This window comes from Methylobacterium sp. HJ2, from assembly GCF_056431005.1.
The window spans coordinates 32,191-51,818 of sequence record NZ_JBWJYM010000014.1; the positions used below are offsets into that span (position 1 = coordinate 32,191).

The 19,628-nt window shown below is 72.3% G+C and carries 18 protein-coding genes; 5 read left to right on the plus strand and 13 right to left on the minus strand.

Annotated elements, in window-relative coordinates:
• The first annotated feature begins 114 nt into the window (after window positions 1–114).
• Window positions 115–816 carry a transglutaminase-like cysteine peptidase gene (locus ACS5RC_RS24945; protein WP_478346621.1) on the plus strand — a complete coding sequence of 234 codons (702 nt, stop codon included), beginning with the start codon at window positions 115–117 and terminating at the stop codon, window positions 814–816.
• 28 nt (window positions 817–844) lie between these two features.
• On the opposite strand, the gene ACS5RC_RS24950 is transcribed toward ACS5RC_RS24945, so the two are convergent.
• The 8 genes from ACS5RC_RS24950 to ACS5RC_RS24985 form a co-directional block, all read right to left on the minus strand.
• On the minus strand, window positions 845–1,174 hold the full coding sequence (locus tag ACS5RC_RS24950) for a DUF6949 family protein (RefSeq protein WP_478346622.1): 330 nt from the start codon (window positions 1,172–1,174) through the stop codon (window positions 845–847).
• A gap of 132 nt (window positions 1,175–1,306) precedes the next feature.
• The gene (locus ACS5RC_RS24955; RefSeq protein WP_478346623.1) at window positions 1,307–1,516 is read right to left on the minus strand and encodes a DUF3126 family protein; all 210 of its coding nucleotides are present in this window, start codon (window positions 1,514–1,516) and stop codon (window positions 1,307–1,309) included.
• Window positions 1,517–1,691: 175 nt separating this feature from the next.
• Window positions 1,692–2,555 (minus strand): serine O-acetyltransferase, encoded by an 864-nt coding sequence (cysE, locus tag ACS5RC_RS24960; RefSeq protein WP_478346624.1) that lies wholly within the window; start codon window positions 2,553–2,555, stop codon window positions 1,692–1,694.
• Window positions 2,556–2,874: 319 nt separating this feature from the next.
• Window positions 2,875–3,759: a helix-turn-helix transcriptional regulator gene (locus ACS5RC_RS24965; protein WP_478346625.1), complete on the minus strand. Its 885-nt coding sequence runs from the start codon at window positions 3,757–3,759 to the stop codon at window positions 2,875–2,877.
• Window positions 3,760–4,192: 433 nt separating this feature from the next.
• Complete coding sequence (locus tag ACS5RC_RS24970) at window positions 4,193–5,104, minus strand: transglycosylase SLT domain-containing protein (protein WP_478346626.1); 912 nt, start codon at window positions 5,102–5,104, stop codon at window positions 4,193–4,195.
• Window positions 5,105–5,363: 259 nt separating this feature from the next.
• Window positions 5,364–6,179: an HAD-IIB family hydrolase gene (locus ACS5RC_RS24975; RefSeq protein WP_478346627.1), complete on the minus strand. Its 816-nt coding sequence runs from the start codon at window positions 6,177–6,179 to the stop codon at window positions 5,364–5,366.
• Entirely contained in the window at window positions 6,176–6,664 is a 489-nt protein-coding gene (locus ACS5RC_RS24980) for a gluconokinase (protein ID WP_478346656.1), read from the minus strand. The genes ACS5RC_RS24975 and ACS5RC_RS24980 overlap by 4 nt, the downstream gene beginning before the upstream one ends.
• A 176-nt stretch (window positions 6,665–6,840) precedes the next feature.
• The gene (locus tag ACS5RC_RS24985; RefSeq protein ID WP_478346628.1) at window positions 6,841–8,133 is read right to left on the minus strand and encodes an alpha/beta hydrolase; all 1,293 of its coding nucleotides are present in this window, start codon (window positions 8,131–8,133) and stop codon (window positions 6,841–6,843) included.
• A gap of 285 nt (window positions 8,134–8,418) precedes the next feature.
• On the opposite strand from ACS5RC_RS24985, the gene ACS5RC_RS24990 reads away from it, so the two are divergent.
• The gene (locus tag ACS5RC_RS24990; RefSeq protein WP_478346629.1) at window positions 8,419–9,585 is read left to right on the plus strand and encodes a polysaccharide biosynthesis/export family protein; all 1,167 of its coding nucleotides are present in this window, start codon (window positions 8,419–8,421) and stop codon (window positions 9,583–9,585) included.
• A 234-nt stretch (window positions 9,586–9,819) separates the two neighbouring features.
• Entirely contained in the window at window positions 9,820–10,986 is a 1,167-nt protein-coding gene (locus tag ACS5RC_RS24995; RefSeq protein WP_478346630.1) for a branched-chain amino acid ABC transporter substrate-binding protein, read from the plus strand.
• Between the two features lie 288 nt (window positions 10,987–11,274).
• On the opposite strand, the gene ACS5RC_RS25000 is transcribed toward ACS5RC_RS24995, so the two are convergent.
• Window positions 11,275–11,841 (minus strand): tyrosine phosphatase family protein, encoded by a 567-nt coding sequence (locus ACS5RC_RS25000; protein ID WP_478346631.1) that lies wholly within the window; start codon window positions 11,839–11,841, stop codon window positions 11,275–11,277.
• A 135-nt stretch (window positions 11,842–11,976) separates the two neighbouring features.
• On the opposite strand from ACS5RC_RS25000, the gene ACS5RC_RS25005 reads away from it, so the two are divergent.
• Window positions 11,977–13,098 carry a TRAP transporter substrate-binding protein gene (locus tag ACS5RC_RS25005; protein ID WP_478346632.1) on the plus strand — a complete coding sequence of 374 codons (1,122 nt, stop codon included), beginning with the start codon at window positions 11,977–11,979 and terminating at the stop codon, window positions 13,096–13,098.
• A 572-nt stretch (window positions 13,099–13,670) separates the two neighbouring features.
• On the opposite strand, the gene ACS5RC_RS25010 is transcribed toward ACS5RC_RS25005, so the two are convergent.
• Entirely contained in the window at window positions 13,671–14,867 is a 1,197-nt protein-coding gene (locus tag ACS5RC_RS25010; RefSeq protein WP_478346633.1) for a TMEM43 family protein, read from the minus strand.
• A 112-nt stretch (window positions 14,868–14,979) separates the two neighbouring features.
• Window positions 14,980–15,906: a histone deacetylase family protein gene (locus ACS5RC_RS25015; RefSeq protein ID WP_478346634.1), complete on the minus strand. Its 927-nt coding sequence runs from the start codon at window positions 15,904–15,906 to the stop codon at window positions 14,980–14,982.
• A gap of 188 nt (window positions 15,907–16,094) precedes the next feature.
• Between ACS5RC_RS25015 and ACS5RC_RS25020 the strand changes: the two genes are divergently transcribed.
• A complete protein-coding gene (locus tag ACS5RC_RS25020; RefSeq protein WP_478346635.1) occupies window positions 16,095–16,673 on the plus strand; it encodes a L,D-transpeptidase in 579 nt (192 codons plus the stop codon).
• Between the two features lie 15 nt (window positions 16,674–16,688).
• Here the strand turns inward: ACS5RC_RS25020 and ACS5RC_RS25025 are convergent, their stop codons facing one another.
• On the minus strand, window positions 16,689–18,035 hold the full coding sequence (locus ACS5RC_RS25025) for a chloride channel protein (RefSeq protein ID WP_478346636.1): 1,347 nt from the start codon (window positions 18,033–18,035) through the stop codon (window positions 16,689–16,691).
• 160 nt (window positions 18,036–18,195) lie between these two features.
• Window positions 18,196–19,584, minus strand: coding sequence for a deoxyribodipyrimidine photo-lyase (locus ACS5RC_RS25030; protein ID WP_478346637.1), 1,389 nt, complete (start codon window positions 19,582–19,584; stop codon window positions 18,196–18,198).
• Window positions 19,585–19,628 lie beyond the last annotated feature (44 nt).

Genomic DNA, 19,628 nt, shown 5'->3' on the forward strand with positions numbered 1-19,628 from the left:
GTTTTTCTTTGGAACCGAACGCTCAGCAGGGCGTTAATTCCTTCTTCATTTTCGGTTGAGCAACGCGCGTCGTCATGCAACCTTCATCGCAGCATCAGCGATGGGGCAGCGGGCATGCGGCACGCGATTGTCCAGGGAATGGCCGAGGCGGGGCTTGCGATCGCGCGGCCCGGATGGGCCGTCCTCGCCCGGCGCCTCGGCCGCGCCGGCAGCTTCGGCCTCATGGCTGCGATCCTGATGCTCGGCGGTGCCACCACCCAGGCTCGCACCGGCCTGACCCTGCCCCAGGACGGGGCCGCGGTGGAGACCGGCGCCACCGTCCGCCCGGTGGCGGCCTGGACCGAGATGTGCAAGCGGATGCCGGAGGAATGCGCGGTCGACACGCGCGAGCCCGCCATCCTGTCGCTCAACACCGCGCTCTGGCGAACGCTGACCAGCGTCAACCGCCGGGTGAACGCCCGGATCAAGCCGATCACCGATCAAGCCCACTGGGGCGTCATCGACCGCTGGGACTTCCCCGACGACGGCTTCGGCGATTGCGAGGATTACCAGCTGCTCAAGCGTCGCATGCTGGTGCAGCGCGGCCTGCCCCGGCGGGCCCTGCGCATGACGGTGGTGATCGACGAGATCGGCGAGGGCCACGCGGTGCTGATGGTCCGCACCGACGGCGGCGACTTCATCCTCGACAACAAGACCAACGCGATCCTGCCGTGGCGGCGCACGGGCTACGCCTACATCAAGCGTGAGGGCCAGGAGAGCGAGCGCTGGGTCAGCCTCAATGGCGGCAGCTCACCGGTCGCGACCGCCAACCGCTGATGCGACCCATGCAGGAGGCTCGCTCCGGTCAGACGCCCGCGATCAGCGCCGCGAGGTGCAGGGCGAGGCTGCCCGAGAGCAGGCTCCAGCCGCAGGCGATGACGGTGGCCAGCATCACGAAGGGGATCGGGCGGCCCTCGATCCGGCGCCCGCGCACGGTGTTGCGCAGGATGATGAACGGCGCGCTGAAGGCCAGCATCGGCAGGGCCGCCGCCGCCGCCACGCCGCCGCGCTCCAGCACGCTGAAGCTGGCGCGGCGCTCGGTGAACAATTCGTAGGCGCTGGCGAGCAGCCCCGACAGGGCGAGGCCGACGCAGAGGGTGCGGATCGATTCGAAGGCGGCGGGCGAGACGGTCATGACGCGCGACACTCCAGGGGAATGGCGCGCAGTCTAACCCGTCCGTTTACGAAACGTTAAGCAGGTCTCGGGGTTAGCGTTAACCCGTGCACAGCCGGACGCGGTTCGGGACGCCCGAGCAGCTGCCCGTGCTCAATCCTCGAGGTCGATGTCGAGGATCGGCATCCGGAACACGAACGAATCGTCCCCGTCCTCCTTGTCGTCGGCGATCACGCCGATCGATTCCTCGCCGATGAACACCTCCGCCGAGTCGGCGGCCTTCATCGCCACGATGCGGATGTTGGCGTTGGCGAACTTGCGGCGCAGGTAATCCTGCAGCTTGGCGATCTCGGGCTTGGTCACGCTGTCTCGTCTCCTGGGCCGGTCGGGGGTGCGCTTGCCACGGCGTGGCGCGGTCGGCAAGCGCGGAGCGGTGCGGCCCATCGCGGGAGCCGCGGGGCCGGAGTCATTGCAGGACTTGGGGGCCTCCGATGCCGTAGGCGTCTGCCCCCCGGCGCGTCGGAGCCTGCGGATTCCGTCAGATGCCTTCGGCCATGTGGATGAACTGGTCCATGCTGACGAACTGGTCCATGGCGCGGGACGGCTCGGCGCAGCCCGCGGTGCCGACCACGCGGGCCGGGACGCCGACGACGGTGGTGTTCGGCGGTACGGGCCGCAGGACGACCGAGCCGGCGGCCACGCGGGCACAGGTCCCCACTTCGATGTTGCCGAGAATCTTGGCGCCCGCCCCGATCATCACCCCGCGGCGGATCTTGGGGTGGCGGTCGGCGCCCTGCTTGCCGGTTCCCCCGAGGGTCACGGCGTGCAGGATCGAGACGTCGTCCTCGATCACTGCCGTCGAGCCCACCACGAGGCCGGTGGCGTGGTCGAGGAAGATGCCCCGCCCGATCCGCGCTGCCGGGTGGATGTCGCACTGGAACACTTCCGACGAGCGGCTCTGCAGGTAGAGCGCGAGGTCGCGCCGGCCCGCGTTCCAGAAATGATGGGCGAGGCGGTGGGCCTGCAGGGCGTGGAAGCCCTTGAAGTACAGCACCGGCTCGATGGCGCGGAACGTCGCGGGGTCGCGGTCCATCACCGCGACGATGTCGGCCCGGAAGGCCTCGCCGATATGCGGATCCTCGCGGATCGCCTCGAAGAAGCCGTGGGCCACCAGCTCCGCCGGCAGGGAGGCGTGCCCGAGGCGCGCGGCCACGCGATGGGAGACCGCTCCCTCCAGCGTCTGATGGTTCAGGATCGTGGCCACGATGAACGAGGCGAGTTGCGGCTCCTCGCGCATCACGGCCTCGGCCTCACCGCGCAGCCGCGACCAGACCGGATCGCAGACCGCGAGCGACTCGTCCTGGCTGTGGCCGAACGGGCTGACGGCAGGGCTCGCTGTCATGGCGGGTTCCTCAGATGGGTTCTCGGGTCGGGCCCGCGCACCGGGCGGGTCCGCCCCCTCCGGACAGGACCGATTGCCCGCGCGGCGCGGCGACGTGGAAGGATCCTATCCCAAACTGGCCGGGACCGGACCGTGCATCCTGCCGCATCGGGGCTGCGGCGGTCGAATAGGTCCCGCGGGCGTCGCAGCGCGGAAGGGCCTTAGCGTGGGATTGCCCGTCTCCGCGATCAAGGGGACGGCGTGACGAACCGTGGGCCGGCGAAACCCGGCCGTGGCTCCCCTGCCCGATCCCCGCTACGTCAGCGGCGTCTCCCCGGCTTCAGGCCGGCGCGCGCTGGCCCAGCCCGAAACGGGTCTCGATCGCCGCCGTCAGCCGGTCGACCATCGTGGCCACCGGAACGTCGGAGGTGTCGACCGTGGTCTGCGCCCGGGCATAGATCGGCTCGCGGCTCGCCAGCACCGCCCGCAATTCCTGCATGGCGGTGGCATGGTCGCCGGTGGTGGCGAGGTGGCCCTGGTCGCGCACGCGTTGCATGTGCTCCTCGGGCTTGGCCTTCAGCCAGACCGTGTAGAAGGCCTGCAGCAGAAGATCGTAGGTCAGCGGCTCGGCAACGATGCCGCCGCTGGTGGCCAGAATCATCGGGCCCGGATGCTCCGTGAGGCGGCGCAGGGCCGCCTGCTCCAGCCGCCGATAGCCTTCCTGGCCGTAGATCGCGAAGATCTCGCGCACCGAGAGGGCGTTCTCGCGCTCGATCTCGGCATTGAGCTCGATGAAGGTCCAGCCGATCCGCTCGGCGGTCAGCCGTCCGAGGGTCGACTTGCCGGCACCGCGCAGGCCCACCAGGGCGACGCGCTGGCGCATGGCCCCGTCGGCCTGCGCGCTGCCCGAGAGAATCGTCTTGGCGGCCGCGATCTGGGCGGGGCTGGCCTGGGCGACGAGGTCGCGCACCACCGGCCAGTCCGGCATCGCCTCGTTGCCGCTGATGAGGTCGTCCAGCCGCACGCCCATGGCGTTGGCGACCCGCCGCAGCAGGATGATCGAGACATTGCCCTGGCCGCCCTCGAGCTGCGCGATGTAGCGCTCCGAGAGACCGGAGGTCTGCGACAGCATCTTGCGGGACAGCCCGCGCACCGTGCGCGCGTGGCGTACCCGGCGGCCGAGATCCGTCAGAAACAGCGATTCTTGTTCCAAGACGCCGCTCATGGCGCTGTCAACCTTCCTCGTCGCCCGGAGCAAGGGCGATGCCTCGGGGCCGTCCGATACGCGGATCGAGGGGGCGCCCCCCGATCTCCCGGTCCCGGACGGTGACGCACCCTGACCGCGCAGGCTCGTCCGTTCGGCAGCCCGAAGGGACCATCCGGGGCCGATCCCGCGTCCGCCCGGCCTGTCCTGCCCGGGGTGATGCGCCGGCCCGCCGATGCCGACGCGGCGATCTGCTGCAGCGCAGCGAACCGGTGGCCTATGTGTTGTCGGAAGGGGCCCCGGTCAAGCCGCCCGTCTGCGATCGCTGCGGATTCCGGGGGGCTTCGGCTCGGGCCGAATCCTGGCTGTCCCTGCGAGCGGCGGTTCCGGGCTTCGTGCGAGCGCGGCGCAAGCCGATCGATACGGTCTCCGCTCGCATCGAGCGGAAGCCGGATCACTGGACCGGCGGCAGGGCGGAGGCTTCCTGAACGGCCGTGCCGACAGCGGGCTTGCGCGCCACCGCAATCGGGCGCGCCACGGCGGCGAGCATCTGGACCGAGGGGCGCCGGGGCGGCAGCGGCACTTCGATCGTCTCGGCGACGGGTTGGTTCGCCGCCTGCGCCGCGGTCGGCGTGGTGGACGACGCGACGGCCGGCGTCTGGGCGGAGACCTGGCCCGGGGGCGGCCGCGGCGTGAGCGTGACGGCGGACAGGTCCGCGCTGGCGAGCTGGATCGTCGCGCCCGCCAGAGCCGCCGGGCGACGGGGCGGCAGGGGCACCTCGACCGCCTCGACCTGCACGGAGGCCATCTGGGAGCCCGGCTGCGCGGCTTGCGGCGCGAGGCTCGGCGCGTAGGCCAGCGCCGTGCCGGCGACGGCCACGCTCGGATCGGAGGCGGGAGCGCCGGTGAACAGGCTCGCCACGGCGCTCGCCGAGGCAGCCACCGGGGCCACGACGGAGGCCAACTCCGTGGCGATGCCCTGGCGCTTGGCGGCGTAATAGTAGCCGCGGTTGTAGTAGGTGTAGGCCTGAGCGATGTTGCCCTTGGCCGTGCGGTAGGCGCCGGCGAGATAGGCCACGCCGTAGCGCAGGTTGGTCTGGGGATCGAACAGGCCGCTCGGGGCGCCGTTGTAGCCGAGGCTCCGCGCCGTCGCGTGCTTGATCTGCATCAGGCCCAGCGCGCTGCCGCCCTTGGCCTGCGGATTGTAGTTGCTCTCGCGCTTGACCACCGCGTGGACGAAGCTCGCCGGCACCCCGTTCGCCTTGGCTTCCTGCTCGATCAGCGCGTCGATGTTGTCGCGGGCGCCCTGTGCGAGCGCCGCGACAGGAATCGACGCGAGCAGGGCCGCGAGGAGGAGGCGATTCATTCGAGACCCGGTCGGCTTGTTCTGGTCAAGCTGTGGTCGGATCCAAATGAGGCCGGAAAGCGGCCCGGCGGCGCCCGGCTGTGGGCGGTGCGCGTTCCGGTGGTGTGCTGTGGTTCGTGTGCCACAGCGCACACGGGGCATGCGGGCGAGCCCTGAGGGCGCCCGCCGGGGCTCCTGACGCGAACCGGACCGCGCCGGGCCCGCCTCATCATGACCCGCCCGCGCGACGGCGGGGGCCGGGATCAGGCTCCGACCGCCATCAGGCTTCGGATCGGCCGAGGATCAGCGTGTCCACGCCCGCGGCGAACCCGTCCGCCCCATTGGTGCCGGTGACGGCGCCGGCAGCCCCCTTCACGGCCTCCGGGGCGTTGCCCATGGCGATCGCGAGGCCGCTGCGGGCAAACATCGGCCAGTCGTTGCCCGCGTCGCCGAAGCTCGCGATCCGGGCTGCCGGGATCCCGAGATGGCGGGCCATCCAATCGACGAAGCCGCCCTTGTCCCGGTGCGGCGGCGTCACGTCGAGGTAGTAGGCCTGGGAGCGGTGGACCGTGGCGCGCGCGCCGAGCGCGGCGGCGATCTCCGCTTCGCTGGCCGCCAGATGGGCGGGGTCCGGACCGACGCCGACGATCTTGGAGGCCGCCCCCAGGAGGCCGGCAAGATCGTCCGTGACCCGCGGCTCCGCCGACAGGGTGCGGCGCTCGAGATCGGCATAGGGCGCGGACGGATTGCGCAGCCACCACGCGCCCGCCGCGAACACCCAGATGTCGAGGCCCGCCGCGGCGAGGCGCCGGGCGGCCTCCCGGGCCGTGTCCTCGGGGATCGTGTGCTCCTCGATCACCGTCAGGTCGGGCCGGAGCACGCTCGCCCCGTTATAGGCGCCGAGCGGGAGGGCGAGCCCGAGGGCCTCCGTCAGGCTGCGGAGCCCGACCGGCGGCCGTGCGGAGACGACGGTGAAGCCGATCCCCGCCGCCGCGAGGCGCCGCACCGCCGCGACCGTCCCCGGCGTGAGCCGCTTGTCGTCGGTGACGAGGGTGCCGTCCACGTCCGAGATCACCAGGGCGATGTCGCGGGTCATCGCTGCGCCTCGCGCAGGGCGGCGATCACCCGGTCGGCGATTACCTCCGGCTCCGCCTCGATGCCGACCGTGATCGCGCGCTCGTCCGGGCCCGGGGGCTCCAGAACGGCGAACTGGCTGTCGAGCAGGGCCGGCGGCATGAAGTGCCCGGCGCGCTGGGCGAGGCGGCGGGCGATCAGGGCGCGCTCGCCCGCCAGATACACGATCCGCACGCGCGGATCACCGCCCGACAGGCCGTCCCGGTAGCGCCGCCGCAGGGCCGAGCAGACCACGACGCCCGCCTCCCCCGCCGCCAGACGATCCCCGATCCAGGCCCCGATGCGCGCCAGCCAGGGCGCGCGGTCGGCGTCGTCGAGCGGAAGGCCCGCGTGCATCTTGGCGATGTGCTCGGGGCTGTGGAAGCCGTCGCCGTCCGCGAAGACCCAGCCGAGGCGCTCGGCGATGCGGGCCGCGATCGTGCTCTTGCCCGATCCCGACACGCCCATCACCACCAGCACCTGCGGAGGGATCCGGGGTTCCGGGGCGTCTGAGTCTGGCTGCGGCACGATCGATCTCCGGCTCGAAGCCCATCAATAGGCCGGCGCCGCCGCAAGGGAAGCGTGGGCCGGGCCGACCCGTGCGGCGCGCGGGCGGGGGACGGCGACCTCGGCACCGCGTGGGCTCAGGCCGCCGCCCGGCTCTGGGGCGCCGCGGGCTCGGGCCCGATGATCGGCCGGGTGGCACGGTCGCGCAGGAACTGGGGGCCGAGCACCATGCGGAAGTAGTCGTACTCGCCCGGCCGCTCGTTCGCGATCAGGAACTGGAAGTGCATCCGGAAGGGCTGGTAGACCACCTTCGCGTAGGTCTCGGCCGTGAGGATGTCCCGGAAGCGCGCCGAGCGCACGATCGGGTTGGCGATCGGCCCCCCGGCGAGGTCGAGGGGCAGGTCGAGCACCGGGTTGAAGCCCGGGAAGTTCATCCAGTCCTGCGGCGCCTGGAAGTCGCACCAGACGATGCGGCGGGCGCGTACGATCGCGGCGATCTCGCCCCGCAGGCGCCCCGCGGCGGGATTGTCCGCGACCAGGGGCAGGCCGGACCCCATGGTGACGAGGGAGAGGGCGGTCTCGCCCGTCCCCAGTTCCGGATCGCGCGCGAGCAGCCGCGCCGCGATCTCCAGGGCCGTCATCGCTCCCGTGGAATGGCCGACGATCATCACCTCGTCCGGCCGGTCGCCCGCGGACGCGGTCCGCGCCAATTCGCCGAGGACGGCCTCGGCGAGGGCCTCGACCCGGGCGCGGTAATCCGGCCGCCGGTCCCGGCCGTACTGCCAGTTGAAGACCCAGTCGTTCAGAAGCTGCCAGAAGTAGATCCGGTTCAGGGACGTCTCGATGGCGACGATCCAGCCCAGGCCCGCCGCGACGGCGAGCGGCACGGAGATCCACGGTGGCAGCCCGAGACTGTGGCCGAACCCGCTGCCGAGACCCGCCTGCACGAGGCTGCCGAGCGCCAGGGAGACCAAGCTCAGCAGCACGACCATCACGAACGGGTAGAGGATCACGTTCCCGTAGCGCCAGTTCCAGCGGTAGAAGCGCCACAGTCGGCCGTAGACGAGCGCGTGCAGGGTCCCGGCCAGCAGGAGCAGCACGCTGAGGACGCGCGGCCGGCGGAAGTCGCGGGCGACGACGTCGTCCCAGAGCAGCACGTGATAATCGACGCGCGCGCCCTCGGTCGCCGGATGGGCCGCGACGGTCCAGCTCTGCCGCAGGCCGTCCGGGCTGATCGTCGCCGGCGAGATCGCGCGCCGGCCTTCGCCGAACCGGCGCGCGGCGCGCGACAGCTCGCGCACGAACAGCATCCGGTAGCGGCTGCGCCCCTCCGGATCGTAGCCCGGCAGGAAGAAGACTTGCCGGCGCCGAACCGTGCCCGGCCGGGCCTCCTGCAGGTCCGGAGGTGTGTAGGCCAGGACTTTGCGCATGCGGATCCGGGACTCGGGCGTTCGCCCTCGCGTCTGAAGGGCCGCGATCTATTCCTCGGAACACGCGTGCGGGCAATGGCCTCGGCCCTCCGGACGGCGGAGCTCGCCGCCGGGCGCGAGCCTGAGGTCCGGGCAGCCGCAGGCGGATTCCGGGCGGGCGTGCTGTGTGCAGCGGGGATCACGGGGGCGCGCCGGCCGTCCGGGCGAGGGTGTGTCTCACCCGCTACGGACACCCCGACGCGATTGGGCTAGGCAGCAGGACAGCGAAACCGAGGCGAATCCTGGATGCGCGCTTTTCCCCTGGCCCTGTGCACCGCGCTCGCGGTCTCGGGCTGCTCGGTCCTGCCTGCGGCTGGGCCGACGGCCTCGGCTGTGGAGTCGGGCGCGGAGGTGTCGACCTCGGAAGGCCTGCTGGCGCGCTACGAGATCGTGGACATCACGCCGGCGGTGGTGGAGGCGCTGCGCGGGCGCCCGCTCGACAGCCTGCTGGCCTCCTTCGGTGACCACCGGCCCTCGCTCGAGCCGGTGATCGGGGTGGGCGACTACGTGGCCATCTCGATCTGGGAGGCGGGCTCGGGCGGCCTGTTCTCCGGCCCGCTGCTCTCCGACCGCTTCTCGGCCGGCTCCAAGTCGGCGCTGATCCCCGAGCAGGTGGTGGGCCGCGACGGCGGCATCACGGTGCCGTATGCCGGGCGCATCCAGGTGCTGGGCCGGCGCACCCAGGACGTGCAGGCGCTCATCGAGAACGAGCTGGCCGGCAAGGCGATCCAGCCCCAGGTGCTGGTCGCGGTCACCAAGGCGGTCTCCCAGACGGTGACGGTGACGGGCGAGGCCACCGTGGGCGGGCGCGTGCCGCTCACCACCCGCGGCGACCGGCTGCTGGACGTGGTGGCCACCGCCGGGGGCGTGCGCTCGCCCGTCAACGAGACCTTCGTGCGGCTCTCGCGCGGCACCCAGACCGCGACGGTGCCGCTGACCACGGTGGTCTCGAACCCGCGCGAGAACGTGTTCCTGCGCCCGGGCGACGTGCTGACGCTGGTGCGCGATCCCCAGACCTTCCTGGCGGTGGGCGCGCTGGGCAACGCCACCGAGATCCCGTTCCAGGCCGAGGGCATCACCCTGGCCCAGGCGCTGGCCAAGGCGCGGGGCCTGTCGGACTTCCAGGCCGATCCGGCTGGGCTGTTCATCTTCCGGTTCGAGCCGGCCGCGGTGGTGCGCCGGCTCAACCCCGGCTCGCGCCTGCTGGGCACGCCGCTGGTGCCGGTGGTCTACCGGGTCAACATGCGCGATCCCAACAGCCTGTTCACCACCCAGGCCTTCCGCATGCGCAACCGCGACCTCGTCTACGTCTCCAACGCCCCCTTCACCGAGGTCCAGAAGGTGCTGGGCGTCTTCTCGACCGTCACAGGTCCCATCGCCGGCGCCGCATCCGTCTACGCAACCGCAAAATAAAACGCCCCGGCGCGGTTCCGCACCGGTCCGGCGCGGTTCGCAGCACGGGCGGCCTTGCCATCGGGCGAGCCGCGTCGTTTGCTGCAGGGGGCCGCGCCGCGGTCTCCGGTGCGCTCCGCGGCCGGGGCAGAACGAGGACCCGCGTCCGGCATGTCCGATCGCCGCACGAGCTTGCGACCAAGAGACGGAACGGTGCCGATTTCGCTCGCTCGGAAACGGCTCTAGAAGGCCCCGATGAAGATCGGACGCGTCGCTCTCGGCCCCGGGCCTCTGCGCCGGAGCCTGACCCGGGCCGGCCTGAGGCCAGCCCTGACCCTGCTGCTCTCCCTGGCGCCGGCGCTCGCCGCGGGCTCGGCGGCGCTGGCCGACGTCGTGGTCGGCGTGGCCGTGCCGCGCTCGGGCGCCTACGTGGCGGTCGGCGAGCAGGTGCTGCGTGGGATCGAGGCCGCCGCGCGCGACGCCAACGCGCGCGGCGGCCTCGACGGCCAGACCATCGTGCTCGACGTGCAGGACGACGCCTGCGACTCGAACACCGCCGTCGCGGTCGCGAACCACTTCGTGCGCAGCGAGGTCCGACTCGTCGTCGGCCATGTCTGCTCGAACGCGTCGATCGCGGCGTCGGAGGTCTACGCCCAGAACGGCATCCTGATGATCACCGCCGCCTCCGTCGCGGCCAAGCTCACCGACCGCGGCTTCCCGACGATCTTCCGGGTCTGCGGGCGGGACGACGATCAGGCCCGGCTCTCGGCCGCCGTGCTGGCCGAGCGCTTCCGCGACCGCAAGATCGCGCTGATCCAAGATCTCACCCCCGCCGCCCGGCAGCTCGCCGCTGCCACCAAGGACAATCTCAACCGCATCGGCATCAACGAGGCGCTCTCGGTCGCCTTCTCGCCGAGCGACGCCGACGACGCGGCGCTGGCCGACCGGCTGAAGGGCGCGGCCATCGAGGTGGTGTATTACGGGGGCGACGCGGCCGAGATGGGCCGCCTCGTGCGGATCTCCGCCGAGCGGGGCTTCCGCCCGCAATGGTTCGGCACCTCGGCCATCGCCAACCCGGATTTCGCCCGCATCGCCGGGCCGGCGAGCAACGGCGTGCTGATGACCTTCTACCTCGACCCGAGCCGGCAGCCCGCGGCGGCGGCCGTGGTCAAGGCCTTCAAGGCCGAGGGCATCGACCCGACCGGATCGACGATCTACGGCTACGCCGCGCTCCAGGCCCTCGCCGCCGCCGGCAACTTCGCCAAGACGCCCGAGCCGCGGCGCCTCGCCGCCACGCTGCACGCCGAGCGCTTCGATCTCGTCCTCGGAACGGTCGGCTTCGACAACAAGGGCGACGTCACCGCGCAGGGCTACGTCCTCTACGTCTGGAAGGACGGCGCCTTCACGCCCGCCGGCAAGTAGGCCCGTACCCGGCCAGGAGGCCTGTACGGGGAGAGGCCTCCGGCTCGCGCCCGCCTATCGGGTCCAACCGTCGTCGGGCCATGATCCGTGCGCCTGCCCGCGGCCCGGGCCCCCGCCTCCCCGGCAAAGGCCCGAGGGAAGCGCGCGGGCTCCATCCGCGACGGGTCGGTCCGGTAAACGCCTTCCCGATCGCGTCGCGACGGGAAACGGCCCCCAACCCCCTTTGCGCGATGCGATTCTGCGCCGAACCCGCATCCGTCGCGGCGGAAAGCGCTCCCGGACGTGGCGCTACAGCGCCAGCGCCGCGTCGATCTCCGGACCGCGTCCGTGCTCGCGCAGGAGCGTCGCGAGATGGGGCCGGACCGCGAGCTGGCGTGCGTGGAGGCGCCGCACCGCCGCGGTCAACGTGCCCGCCCGCCCCAGGATCTCGTCGGCGAAGCCCGTCATCCGGGTGTTCGGCCAAGCCGGCTCGCGCAACGCATGCAGCCGCGCCACCAGAGCCTCGGCGTCCGTCCCCGGCTCACCCTGCGCGAACAGGATCAGCAGCGCCGCGGTCGAGCGCGAGAGCCCGTAATGGCAATGCACCAGCAGGTGCCCCTCGGCGTCGGCGAGATCGCGTCCGAAGGCGAGGATGCTCTCGACGTCCGCGCGCTCGGGCGGCACCAGCCCCGCGCCGGGCCCAAGGCAATCGTGGAAATGCAGGACGGTGCGCCGGTGTGCCCCGTAGGACGAGAAGGCCGCGGGCTCGGGCGTGCCGGGATCGAGCAGCGAGAGCACGTGGCTGACGCCGCGCGCGCCGTGGCCGGCGAGTTCCTCGAGGCCGCAGACGGTGTGGAGGGTGATACCTGGGTTCATGCGGCCGCCGGGCTACCACGAACCGGCCGCGGTTTCGAGACGGCGGGCGGACGTGGTAGGGCCGCAGAATCGGTCGCACCCGGGGATCGCATCGTGCCGCAGCCCGTTCCCGTGGCGACGGACGAACGAGGTGGCATGGCGACGCGCATGAAGAGCTCGACCCAGACCGTGAAGCGACGCACTCTCCTGGCCGCCGGGCTTGGCGGCGGATGGGGTGCCTTGGCCGGTTCGCCCGCCCGGGCCGAACAGGGGCCGGAGCTGCGCTGGCGCCTGAGCTCGGCCTACGCCAAGAACCTCGACATCCTGTTCGGGGCGGCCGAGAGCGTCGCGCGCCTCGTCGGCGAGGCCACGGACGGGCGCTTCCAGATCCAGCCCCTCGGGCCGGGCGAGCCGGTGCCCTCAGAGGGGCTCCTCGACGCGGTGGCCTCAGGGACCGTCGAGATGGGCCACGGCCCGGCGGCGCTCGGGACCGCGAAGGACCCGACCTTCGCGCTGGCCACCGCCCTGCCCTTCGGACTCAATGCCCGCGGCCAGAACGCGTGGTGGCATGCCGGGGGCGCCTCCGAGCTGTTCAACGAGATCTTCGGCCGGTTCGGCCTGGTCGCGCTCGCCGCCGGCAACACCGGCGCGCAGATGGGCGGCTGGTTCCGCAAGGAGGTGAAGGGCGCGGCCGACCTCCAGGGCCTGCGGCTGCGCATCGGCGGACTCGGCGGACAGGTGCTCGCCAAGTTCGGCGTCGTGCCCCAGACGCTGTCCGGACCCGAGATCTACCCCGCGCTGGAGGCCAAGCGCCTCGACGCGGCCGAGTGGATCGGCCCCTACGATGACGAGCGCCTCGGCCTGCAGAAGGTGGCGCCGGTCTACCATTACCCGGGGTTCTGGGAGGGCGGCGCGATGCTCCACCTCTGGATCAACGCCGAGAAGTGGAAGGCCCTGCCGAAGAGCTACCGCGCGGTGCTGCAGGCCGCCGCCGCCCAGGCCGGGGCCGAGGTCCAGGCCCGCTACGATGCCCGCAACCCGCAGGCGCTCCGCCGCCTCGTGGCGGGCGGTGCGCAGTTGCGCCCCTTTCCGCAGGACGTGATGGAGACGGCGCTCAAGCACGCCAACGACGTCTACGGCGAGATGGCCGGCAAGAACGCCGATTTCCGCCGAGTCTACGAAGCGATGAAGACCTTCCGGAACGAGGAGTACCTCTGGTTCCAGGTCGCCGAGTACACCTACGACAATTTCATGATCCGCGCCCGCGCGCGCGGCTGATCCGGCTGACCGGATGCGGGCCGGCGTGGCCCGGCCGGGTCGGGGCCTTCCGGGGCGATCGCCCGAGAGGCAAGCACCCAAGAAAAAAGGCCACTCCCGAAGGAGCGGCCCGAAGTCTAGGGAGGAAACGCCCAGAGAGGGCAGCGAAACCGCGACGCCATCGCGATCCCGCGATGCACAATCTGAACCTCGCCAACGGAAATGCAAGGGCAGACGGGCAGCAAACCTGTCGCGTCGCGTGCGCTGCGACACATCCCCGAATTCATGTGCCCGAAATGTCGCAATCGATTGTGCGCGATTTCATGGGGATCCGTGCGTCACGGATCAGTTCTCGTCGGGCTAAAGGCTTGCCGGGAACAAGTTTCGCGAACCTTTTTCGTTCTCGCTGCGGCGCAATATGCCGGGCGCGTCCCTGCGACGGGCGCATCGCGGTCTCAGGTATCCTTCGCTCAAGCGAAACCCCGCCTGTCGGGGCCGAGCCTACGGCGGCGCCGAGGTGAGATCCGGAGCCGCTTGGCGGCATCCGGGATGAGGGGCTCGGCTGCCGGCCTCCCCTGGACAGGGCCCGTCGCTCAGGCCGGGCGAAAGCCGGGCGCCGGACGGCGTCGGCGCAGTCTGGCCAAGCCGAATGCGGCGAGGCCCGCGCCGGCGAGGATCCCGAGCGCGAGCAGCGGCCGGTAGGCGAGCCATGCGAGCGCGATCACGGCCGGTCCGACCAGGAGCGTCGCGGCGAGCGCCATCAGGAACGTGGCGCCGGCCACCAGGCTGCCGAGGATCGGGACGACGCTCGCCAGCAGGTTCACCGGCCCGAACAGGAGGCAGAACCCGATCAGGAGCACGGCCATCCCGACCGCCCGCAGGATCCAGGCGAGGATGCGGTTGTCGTCCTGACCCTGCGCGATCAGCGCGTCGGCGGAGCGCGTCCCGGTGGCGGCGAGAAGGATCTCCTCGCCGTTCGAGGCGCGGAACGGGCTCAGCCCGGCAGCCTCCTGGCGGCCGATGAAGGAGGCCGTCTCCGCGGGCGCCCGGCGATAGGCGATGCGCAGGTCGCCGACGCTCGGGACATCGGGATCGCGCCCGACAAAGTAGAGGCTCCCGCTGGCCCGGGCCGGACGGCCGAGGGCCCTGGCGATGGCCGCCGCGCCCGCCTCGTCCGCGGGCAGATCCTCGCCGGCCGGCAGCGCCTGCACCGCTTGGGCGCCGACGGGCACCGCGTCGATCCGGGCATCGGCCGCGCCGAAGCTGCGCGAGCGGACGGCCGGGAAGGCCGGGTTGCGATGGCCCGCGGGTGCGCGGAACCCGTCCGAGCCGATCGCCTGCGCCGACCATTCCTGCCGGTAGGTGAATGTCCGGTCCTGGCCGGATCCGGACTGGCTCTCGCGCCACTGGTACATCTCGACGGTCCGGGCGAGATGCAGGCCGGCCGCGTGCAGGCCGAGCTGCGGATCCGCGACGCCGGCGGCGCTCGTCACCGGCCCGGTGAGGTAGACCGGCCGGCCGTCGAAGGCCGGATCGCGCCGGTCGGTCGGGATCGGGCGGACGAGCGCCTGCGTCTCGGCCAGCGCCTTGGCGACGTGGACCGCGTGGCCCTCGTTCCAGAACAGGCCGATGCAGGCCAGCGGAATCAGCGCCAATCCGATCAGGATCGCCGCGAAGCTGCCCCCGAGCCGCTCGCCGAAGCCCTGCGGCGCCGCCACCACGTCGGAGCCGGAATCCGCATCGAACCCGCCGAGCGCGCCGCCGAAATCGCTGCTGTCCTGATCGCCCATGCCCGCCCCCGCTGTGCCCGGGCCCAAGCTTAGCAGGTCCGCGACGCAGTCGGTGGCGGCGCGATGCGCCCGAGCGTGCCGATCTCTTGCCCGAGCGTCCGGAGGGGATCCCTCAATGCCCCATCAGGGCGTCCACGTGCGCGGCGACCGACTTGCCCAGCCCCTCCAGGCTGTAGCCGCCCTCCAGCACCGAGACGAGGCGCCCGCCTGCGTGCCGGTCGGCGAGGTCGAGGAGCCGGCGCGTCGCCCAACCGAAATCGGCTTCATCGAGGCGGAGATTGGCGAGCGGATCGAGGCGGTGGGCGTCGAAGCCCGCCGAGACCAGGATCAGGTCGGGGGCGAAGGCGTCGACGCGGGCCAGGATGGTCTCGAAGGCTTCGCGGAACACGGCGCCGTCGTCGTTGGGCCGGAGCGGCACGTTGACGATGGTGTCCCGCGTCCCCCGCTCGGAGGCGGCGCCGCTGCCGGGAAACAGCGGCATCTGGTGCGTCGAGGCGTACATCACCGCGCCGTCGTCCCAGAAGATGTCCTGGCTGCCGTTGCCGTGATGCACGTCCCAGTCGACGAGAGCGACGCGGCTGGCGCCGTGCTTCGTCCGGGCGTGGCGCGCCGCGATGGCCGCCTGATTGAACACGCAGAAGCCCATCGCCCGGGTGCGCTCGGCGTGGTGCCCGGGCGGGCGCATCGCCACGAAGGCATTGCTGCATTCGCCGGCCATGACCGCGTCGACCGCGTGGACGGCGCCGCCGACGGCCCGCAGCACCGCCTCCAGGGTGCCGGGGGACAGCACGGTGTCGGAATCGATCGCCACCATCCCGTCGGCGGGGGCGGCGGCGACGATCGCCGCCACGTAGTCCTCGGGGTGGGCGAGGGTCGCGATCCCGGGCTCGGCACGGGGCGCCTCGCCCCGGACGAGGCCGGCGAAGCGCTCGTTCTCGAGGGCGCGCTCCACGGCCCGGATCCGGCTCGGCCGCTCGGGATGACCCTCCGGGACGATGTGGTCGAGGGCGGAGGGATGGCTGAGGTACAGGGTCGTCACGGGTCTCGTACCCTCCCGGCAAACGGTGCGTGCGGGGCCGGCGCGCCTGTCGCGCGCCTGCAACAACGCCCGCCAATGTGGCACGGAGCCGCCGTGCGAGGCTACGGTGGAGTGCCCGGTGCGGCTATGCTCTCCCGGCCTCGTGAAACCGGACCGGTGGCCCGGGGTACCCTCGAATGGCGGACGGCATGCGCTCCATCCCGATCATCGCGTGTGCCGTCCTCCTCGGCGGCTGCAACTTCAAGGCGGTTCCCGACCCGAGCCTGTCGGCCCGCGACACGGCCTTCATGGCGCTCGTCCCCGACGCCGAGTTCGACCCGCATTTCGCGCGCTACCAGGTCAGCGATCCCACGAAGGAGCCCCCCGGCACCGTGGTGGTGGAGACGAAGGAGCGCCAGCTCTACCTCGTCCTGCCCGACGGGAAGGCGATGCGCTACGGCGTGACCGTCGGCGACGAGGCCTATGGCTGGACCGGACGGGCGACCGTGGCGCGCAAGGCCGAATGGCCGGCCTGGAACCCGCCCGCCGAGATGGTCCGGCGCTGGCCCCACGTTCACCCGATGGAGGGCGGCCCGGCCAATCCGCTGGGTGCCCGCGCCCTCTACCTCGCCGACCACGGCCACGACACGCTCTACCGCATCCACGGCACCAACGAGCCGGAGAAGATCGGGCAGGCGGCCTCCTCCGGCTGCATCCGCATGCGCAACATCGACGCGATCGACCTGTTCAACCGCGTGCCGGTGGGCGCCACCGTCATCGTGCGCTGAGGGCTCCCGAGTCTCTCAGCCCACCTGCTCGGCGGCCTGGGCGCCGGCCTTCGCCTCGCGCCGGGCCTTCGCGAGGATGATCTCCGCGAGGGTGTGATAGAGCCCGCCGCGGCAGACCGCCTTCGAGGCCGCGTCCGCGAGAAGGGCCGCCACCATCAGGGGGATCATCATGGCGTGGTCCTGGGTCATCTCGGTGACGATGACGAAGCTGGTGATGGGCGCCTGCAGAACGCCGGTGAGGTAGGCCACCATCCCGATCAGCACCAGCGCATCGACCGGCACGGAGCCGAACAGCCCGCCGAGGATGCCGCCGAGCCCGGCGCCGACCGCGAGCGAGGGCGCGAACAGGCCCCCCGGGATGCCGCTGATCGAGGACAGCACGGTCGCGGCGAATTTGAGCGGCGCGAAATCGAGCCGGGCCGGGGCCTCGCCGTGCAGGATGGCGCGCGCCTCCTCGTAGCCGGTGCCGTAGACGGCGTTGCCGGAGGCGAGGCCGCACAGCGCCACCCCGAGGCCGCACAGCCCGGCGAAGGCGACCGGGTGGTGGGTGATCCAGGCGCCGGCCCGGCCGGGCAGGCCGCGCGCGAAGGCGATGACGAGGCGGGAGAACAGCCCGCCCGCCAGGCCGCCGAGGCCGCCGAGTACGCCCACGACGATCCAGGACTTGCCGAGCGGCAGGGCCGCCTGCGCGGTGCCGAAATAGGTGTAGTTGCCGACGAGCCAGAGCGAGGTGAGGCCCGCCGCCACGATGCCGGCCACGATCAGCCCCGAGGAGCGCGCCTCGTAGGCCCGCCCCAGCTCCTCGATCCCGAAGACGATGCCGGCGAGCGGCGTGTTGAAGGCCGCCGCCACCCCGGCCGCCCCGCCCGCCAGGATCAGGCCGGGCAGGCGCTCCGGGGTCAGGCGGCCGACCGCGGCCATGATCGCGGCGCCGACCTGCACGGTCGGGCCCTCGCGGCCCGCCGAGGCGCCGCAGAGCAGCCCGAGGCTCATCACAGCGATCTTGCCGAAGCCGACGCGGAGCGAGATCAGGGCGTGGCGGAAGGCCGGGTCCGCGCTGTGGCGCGCCGCGATCACCTGGGGGATGCCCGAGCCCTGCGAGTTCGGGAACACCGTGCGGGCGAGCAGCGCCGCCAGCGCGAAGCCCGCGGGCGTCACCGCCAGGGCCAGCAGCGGGGAGAGGTCGAGCAGGCGCCGGAACAGGGCCTGCGCCCCGTCGGCGCATTTGGCCATCAGCACGGCGGCGAGCCCCACGCAGATGCCGCCGAACAGGAACAGCAGCCGGCCGCGCCACACGGGGAACGCGTCCGCCGAGGCGGTGCGCAGGCGCGCCATCGAGGGGCGGTAGCGAAGACGCGGCATGGCCTCGATGGGAACGCGAAGATGTCGGACCGCGGAGCCGATCCCGGTGCGAGGGGGACCGGCTGCAGGGTCGTGTCGTGTGGCCTTGCGCCGAACCGGGATCCGCTTCGGCGCCCAGAACTCTAGCGAGACCCGGGCCGGCGCGCGAGCGGGGGAAGCCCTATTTCTCCGCCGCGCAGAGCGCCTCCACCGTCTTCACATAGGCCTGGGCATCGAATTTCCGCAGGGAGTTCTCGCTCTGGTAGCGCACGGTGCCGAAGATCTTGCGCCTCGCCCAGGGGCGGTCGTGCAGGCCGTAGACCCAGGCCACGTTGGTGAAGGAATTCGGGTCGCGCCCGTCGAGGAAGTAGCGGTTGTTGAGGCGCAGCGTCCGGGCGAACCCCTCCTCGGGAGAGGGCGACCATTCGAGGATCTTCTTGCCCCAGTACATGCGCAGGTGGTTGTGCATGTAGCCGGTCTCGCGCATCTCGGCCTGGGCGGCGTTCCAGTAGCGGTCGTGGGTCCGGCCGGCCGCGAGGTCATCCTCGCTGTAGGCGTGGGGCCGGGGATCGTCGGCGCAGGCGGCCAGGACCTTGCGCGCCCACTCGGGCACCGCGTGGGCGTAGTCGTCGTAGCGCTCCGTGTAGAAGACGTGGTTCATCGCGAGCTCGCGGCGCACGATCACCTCTTCGAGGTAGGCGGTGCGGTCGGCCGCGTCGCCGCCCTTGGCCGCCCGCACCGCGCGAGCGATCTCCACGGGCGAGATCTGGCCGAAATGCAGGTAGGGGCTCATGTGCGAGGCCGCCCCCGCCTCGGGCCTGTTGCGCTCGGCCCCGTAGCCGGAAAAGCCCTCGGCGAGGAACCGCTTCAGGCGGGCGCGCGCCTCGGTCTCGCCGCCGCGGAAGCGCCGCACGGGCGGGACCGTGCGGTCGAGACGCATGCCGGCCAGGACCGCGTCCGGATCGGCGACGTCGATCTCGCTCGCGAGCCCGAGGCCGTCGGCGCGGTGCGCGACCCGGCGCGGCCGGAGATCGTCGAGGAACGCGTCCCAAAGACGGTGCAGCTTCGGTCGAAGGGTGCGGGCCGCGTATTCGTGCTTGGTCGAGGCGGTCTCGACGGGCACCACCACATCGCCCTCGACCTGCAGGACGCGGCAATCCACGGCCTTCAGGATCTCGGCGTACCAGCGCCTCTGGATGGCGAGATAGCCGCGGTCCAGCACCAGGAGGGCGGCGCGGTCCGCGAGGTCGCGGGCGACCCGGGCGGGCGAGGCCTTGCGCATCACGAAGCCGACGCCGCGGGCCTCGAGCCCCGCCCGCGCGTCGGAGAGGCCCTGGAGCAGGAAGGCGTAGTGCCGGGCGTTGGCCTCGGGGAAGCCGCTCGCCCCGTCGAGCAGGCCGAAACAGGCGACGACGGGCAGGCCGAGCCGGTTTCCTTCCTCGATCGCCAGCTCGAGCGCGGGGTTGTGGTGCGCGCGATTGGCCTGCTGCATCAGGTAGAGGATGTAGGCCCCGTCCGGACGCGGCTCGGCGTCGTTGAGCACCCGGATGCGCTGCCCCTGAATCGCCATGCCCCGCCCGAATCCCGATCCTGCGGACAAGGTAGAGCGCGCCG